Origin of the sequence: Pseudomonas sp. SF2 (assembly GCF_036858055.1) — a bacterium.
Classification (GTDB): domain Bacteria; phylum Pseudomonadota; class Gammaproteobacteria; order Pseudomonadales; family Pseudomonadaceae; genus Aquipseudomonas.
Map to the genome: position 1 here is coordinate 1 of NZ_JAMBDI010000072.1, position 5,743 is coordinate 5,743.

Genomic DNA, 5,743 nt, shown 5'->3' on the forward strand with positions numbered 1-5,743 from the left:
TCCCAGCTGAGCTATAGCCCCACAATGTCGCTTTGAACCGAAGCGCTGGCTGGGTGCCTGGCGTTTCGTTTTCGTTCATCGCTGTGGACGGGGCGCATATTAAGATCGGATTGCAGGGCTGTCAAACGAATTTTTCAAAATATTCAAAAAAATTTTCACAGATAACAATCACTTACTGCCCTGCCCTTACCAAAACTGAACAGTGGGCCATGTGGGAGCGGGTTTACCCGCGAATGCGCCGTTACACGCACCATCGTATTCGCGGGTGAACCCGCTCCCACAAGTTCGGCTTATAGCCCCAGGACCACTGTCAGGCGATCGAAGCCAGCAGCTTTTCCCACTCTTTGTTTTCTTTCTTCGACACACCACCCAGCAGGTCCAGGGCCTGGCGCAAGCGGTAGCGGGTCAGGTCCGGGCCAAGGATTTCCATCGCGTCCAGTACCGAAACCGAACTGGCCTGGCCGGTAATGGCGGCAAACATCAGCGGCATGGCGTCACGCAGCTTCAGTTCCAGCGCCTCGACTACCGCCTGGATGCAACCGGTGATGCGCTCCTTTTCCCACTGACGCAGGCTTTCGAGCTTCCAAAGGATCAACTGGATCACCTGGCGCACCTGGTCGGCCGACAGTTTCTTGCTTTCGAACAGCTTGGCATCCAGCTTCAGCGCGCCTTCGAAGAAGAACCCGCCCAGCGGAGCAACCTGGCTGAAGGTTTCCACCCGGCCCTGCACGTGTGGGGCAATCTTCATCATGTAGTCGCTGTTGAACGCCCACTTCTGCAGGCGCGCGGCGAACTCCTCGACCGGCAGTTCACGCAGCCACTGGCCGTTCAGCCAGGACAGCTTCTCGATGTCGAAGATCGGGCCGCCCAGCGAGATACGCGACAGGTCGAAGTGCTCGACCATCTCGGCCAGCGAGAACTTCTCGCGCTCGTCCGGCATCGACCAGCCCATGCGGCCCAGGTAGTTGAGCATCGCCTCGGGCATGAAGCCCATGCGCTCGTAGAACGTCACCGAGGTCGGGTTCTTGCGCTTGGACAGCTTGGACTTGTCCGGGTTACGCAGCAGCGGCATGTAGCACAGCTTGGGCTGCTCCCAGCCGAAGTATTCGTACAGCTTGATCAGCTTGGGTGCCGATGGCAGCCACTCTTCGCCGCGCAGCACGTGGGTGATGCCCATCAGATGGTCGTCGACCACGTTGGCCAGGAAGTACGTCGGCAGGCCGTCGTTCTTCATCAGCACCTGCATGTCCATGCGGTCCCACGGGATCTCGACATCACCACGCAGCATGTCCGGCACCACGCACACGCCTTCGCTCGGCACTTTCATGCGGATCACGTGCGGCTCGCCAGCGTCCAGACGGCGCTGCACTTCCTCGGCGCTCAGCAGCAGTGCGCGGCCGTCGTAGCGCGGGGTTTCACCACGGGCTTGCTGTTCGGCGCGCATCTGCTCCAGCTCTTCGGCGGTGCAGAAGCAGTAGAAGGCATGGCCGGCGTCAACCAGTTCCTTGGCGTACCTGGCGTAGATTTCGCCACGTTCGCTCTGCCGGTACGGGCCGTGCGGGCCGCCGACGTCCGGGCCTTCGTTCCATTCGATGCCGAGCCAACGCAGGGCATCGAAGATCTGCTGTTCCGACTCGCGCGTGGAGCGCAGCTGGTCGGTGTCTTCGATGCGCAGGATGAACTCACCGCCGTGCTGCTTGGCAAAGCAGTAGTTGAACAGGGCGATGTAGGCGGTGCCGACATGGGGGTCGCCGGTAGGCGATGGCGCGATACGCGTGCGTACGGTGGTCATGGAGGGTCTCGAACGAAAGATGAAACAAAGGCGGGATGTTAGCAGGAGGCAGGCACCGGGCTCCAGCGATGGCGCGAACGTCACCTGTATCCAGATCATCCGTGCCAGGTGCCGAGCAACTCGCAGGTGGCGGAGCGGCTGGGTAATGACAATGCGGCGCTGGGCAAGTTGAGCGAGATTACTCACCAGCAGGCGCTGAGCATGGTGGCGGTGTTATTGACGCGGAAGTTGCCAGAGGGACTGAAAGCGGAAGAAGCACATTGAGGCTATTTCAGATTTTATGCGGTCCCTGTGGGAGCGGNNCGGTGCCAGCCACCGCGTTGATTTCTTCGCGGGCACGCCCGCTCCCACAGGGCCCGCGTCAGCCTTCAGCTGGAAATCAACCGCTCGCGCAGCTGGGCAATTTCGTCGCGCAATTGCGCCGCGGCCTCGAACTCCAGGTCGCGGGCAAACTGCATCATCTTCTCTTCCAACTGCTTGATGCGCTTGGTGATTTCACCCGGCGTGCGCAGCTCGGCCTCGTAGCGGGCGCTCTCCTCCGCCGCCTTGGCCATGCCCTTGCGCTTCTTGCTGCGTGCGCCAGGCACGGTGGCGCCTTCCATGATGTCGGTGATGTCCTTGACCACGCCCTTGGGCACGATGCCATTGGCCTGGTTGAAGGCGATCTGCTTCTCGCGACGGCGCTCGGTCTCGTCGATGGCGCGCTGCATGGAACCGGTGATGTTGTCGGCATACAGGATGGCCCGGCCATTGAGGTTACGCGCCGCACGACCGATGGTCTGGATCAGCGAGCGCTCGGAGCGCAGGAAACCTTCCTTGTCGGCATCGAGGATCGCCACCAGCGACACCTCGGGCATGTCCAGGCCTTCACGTAGCAGGTTGATACCCACCAGCACGTCGAAAGTACCCAGGCGCAGGTCGCGGATGATCTCCACCCGCTCGACGGTGTCGATGTCCGAATGCAGGTAACGCACCCGCACGTCATGGTCGGCCAGGTAATCGGTCAGGTCCTCGGCCATGCGCTTGGTCAGCGTGGTCGCCAGCACCCGTTCGCCCTGCGCCACGCGCTTGCGGATTTCCGACAGCAGGTCATCCACCTGGGTAAGCGCCGGGCGCACCTCCACCTGTGGGTCGACCAGGCCGGTGGGGCGCACCACCTGCTCCACCACGCGCCCGGCGTGCTCAGCCTCATAGGGGCCCGGGGTGGCGGACACGAAGATGGTCTGCGGGCTGACATCTTCCCACTCATCAAAACGCATCGGCCGGTTGTCCAGCGCCGAAGGCAGGCGGAAGCCGTATTCGACCAGGGTTTCCTTGCGCGAGCGGTCGCCCTTGTACATGGCGCCGACCTGCGGAACGCTGACGTGGGATTCATCGATCACCAGCAGCGCATCCGGCGGCAGGTAGTCGTACAGGGTGGGTGGCGGTGCCCCGGCCGGGCGCCCGGACAGGTAGCGCGAGTAGTTCTCGATGCCGTTGCAGTAACCCAGTTCCAGGATCATTTCCAGATCGAAGCGGGTGCGTTGCTCCAGGCGCTGGGCTTCGACCAGCTTGTTGGCCTTCTGCAGGTATTCCAGGCGGTCCTTGAGTTCCTCCTTGATGCCTTCCACCGCCTCCAGCAGGGTTTCCCGCGGGGTGACATAGTGGCTTTTGGGGTAGAAGGTGAAACGCGGCAGCTTGCGGAAGACCTCGCCGGTCAGCGGGTCGAAGGCAGCGATGTTCTCCACTTCGTCATCGAACAGTTCGATGCGGATGGCCTCAAGGTCCGATTCTGCCGGGAATATGTCGATCACATCGCCGCGCACGCGGAAGGTGGCGCGGGCGAAGTCCATCTCGTTGCGGGTGTATTGCAGGTCGGCCAGGCGGCGCAGTAGCGCACGCTGGTCGAGCTTGTCGCCGCGATCCACGTGCAGGACCATTTTCAGGTAGGTCTCCGGGCTACCCAGGCCGTAGATGCACGACACGGTGGTGACGATGATTGCGTCGCGCCGCTCCAGCAGCGCCTTGGTCGCCGACAGGCGCATCTGCTCGATGTGATCGTTGATCGACGCGTCCTTCTCGATGAAGGTGTCGGACGACGGTACGTAGGCTTCAGGCTGGTAGTAGTCGTAGTAGGAAACGAAGTACTCCACCGCATTGTTGGGGAAGAAAGCCTTGAATTCGCCATACAGCTGCGCGGCCAGGGTCTTGTTCGGCGCCAGCACCAGGGTCGGGCGCTGCACCTGCTGGATGACGTTGGCGATGCTGAAGGTCTTGCCCGAGCCCGTCACCCCGAGCAGTGTCTGGTGCGACAGCCCCGCCTCGATGCCTTCGACCATCTGCCGGATGGCCTCGGGCTGGTCGCCGGCCGGCTGGAAACGGGTGACGAGCTGGAACTCGGACATGACGGACCTCGCGGTGCTGCAGTAACTGTAAATTTAGCCAGTAGTCTATACCCAAATGCGCCTGTCGGGGGGCGCTTTCAAGGCACAGTCGTGAGCGCTTGTTACGGTGGACCCGGCATTTAGACCAATGGTAGAAAAATATTTGCGCAAATGACCGGAAAAGGTGCGCCAGACTGTCGCGGTGACCGGTCGGTATCACTATACTGACTCCCCGTTTGTGCACCGCTTCAGTGCATTCGGGCTGGAGCGGGTACGTCCTATCACACTCCAATCAGAGCCAAAGTAACAATGAGCCTGTTTTCCGCTGTCGAGCTGGCACCCCGCGACCCTATCCTGGGCCTCAACGAAGCATTCAACGCCGACCCACGTACCGACAAGGTCAACCTGGGCGTGGGCGTGTACTGCAATGAGGAAGGCCGCATTCCGCTGCTGCGCGCCGTGATCGAAGCCGAGACCCAGCGTGCCGCCCAGCACGCCTCGCGCGGCTACTTGCCGATCGACGGCATCGCCACCTACGACCAGGCTGTGCAAAAGCTGCTGTTCGGTGCCGAGTCGCCGCTGCTGGCCGCTGGCCGCGTGGTTACCGTGCAGGCCGTCGGCGGTACCGGTGCGCTGAAGATTGGTGCCGACTTCCTCAAGCGTGTGTCGCCGAACGCCGTGGTTGCCATCAGCGACCCTAGCTGGGAAAACCACCGCGCGCTGTTCGAGTCGGCCGGCTTCCCGGTGCAGAACTACCGCTACTACGACGCGCCGACCAACGACGTCAACCGCGCCGGCATGCTCGAAGACCTGAACAACCTGCCGTCCGGCTCGATCGTGGTGCTGCACGCCTGCTGCCACAACCCGACCGGCGTCGACCTGAGCCTGGATGACTGGAAAAACGTCCTGGAAGTGGTCAAGGCCAAGGGCCATGTGCCGTTCCTCGACATGGCCTACCAGGGCTTCGGTGACGGTATCGCCGAAGACGCCTTCGCCGTGCGCCTGTTTGCCGAGTCGGGCCTGGAATTCTTCGTTTCCAGCTCGTTCTCCAAGTCGTTCTCGCTGTACGGCGAACGCGTCGGTGCGCTGTCGATCGTCACCGCCTCCAAAGACGAGAGCACCCGTGTGCTGTCGCAGGTCAAGCGCGTGATCCGCACCACCTACTCCAACCCGCCGACCCACGGTGCAACCATCGTCGCCACCGTGCTGAACAGCGCCGAACTGCGCCAGATGTGGGAAAGCGAACTGGCCGAAATGCGCGAGCGCATCCACGGCATGCGCAAGCAGATGGTTTCGCTGCTGGCCGAATATGGCGCCAACCGCGACTTCAGCTTCGTTGGCCGCCAGGTCGGCATGTTCTCGTACTCGGGCCTGACCGTTGAGCAGGTCGCCCGCCTGAAGAACGACTTCGGCATCTATGCCCTGGACACCGGCCGCATCGCCGTTGCCGCGCTGAACCAGAGCAACATCCACGTGGTCACCAAGGCCATCGTCGAAGTACTGTAACTGCTTGATTTGTCAGGGGGTGGCTTGACTTCCCCCTGACAATCAGTAAGATACGCACAGATTCCGCGATAGCTCAGTCGGT

Annotated in this window: 3 protein-coding genes and 1 pseudogene; 2 read left to right on the forward strand and 2 right to left on the reverse strand. The window is 62.0% G+C overall.

All coding sequences use genetic code 11. The features are described from left to right. Positions 1 to 310: 310 nt before the first annotated feature. Positions 311 to 1,792, reverse strand: a complete 1,482-nt coding sequence (gltX, locus tag M2S36_RS24565; RefSeq protein ID WP_025338230.1) for a glutamate--tRNA ligase — start codon at positions 1,790 to 1,792, stop codon at positions 311 to 313. 108 nt (positions 1,793 to 1,900) lie between these two features. On the opposite strand from gltX, the pseudogene M2S36_RS24570 reads away from it, so the two are divergent. Beyond that, positions 1,901 to 2,056, forward strand: a pseudogene (locus M2S36_RS24570) (EmrB/QacA family drug resistance transporter); the annotation flags it as partial. Positions 2,057 to 2,160: 104 nt separating this feature from the next. Here the strand turns inward: M2S36_RS24570 and uvrB are convergent. Continuing rightward, positions 2,161 to 4,176, reverse strand: coding sequence for an excinuclease ABC subunit UvrB (gene uvrB, locus M2S36_RS24575; RefSeq protein ID WP_207832186.1), 2,016 nt, complete (start codon positions 4,174 to 4,176; stop codon positions 2,161 to 2,163). Positions 4,177 to 4,464: 288 nt separating this feature from the next. Here uvrB and M2S36_RS24580 point away from each other — a divergent pair, with 288 nt between their 5' ends. Further along, positions 4,465 to 5,661, forward strand: a complete 1,197-nt coding sequence (locus tag M2S36_RS24580) for an amino acid aminotransferase (protein WP_207832188.1) — start codon at positions 4,465 to 4,467, stop codon at positions 5,659 to 5,661. Positions 5,662 to 5,743 lie beyond the last annotated feature (82 nt).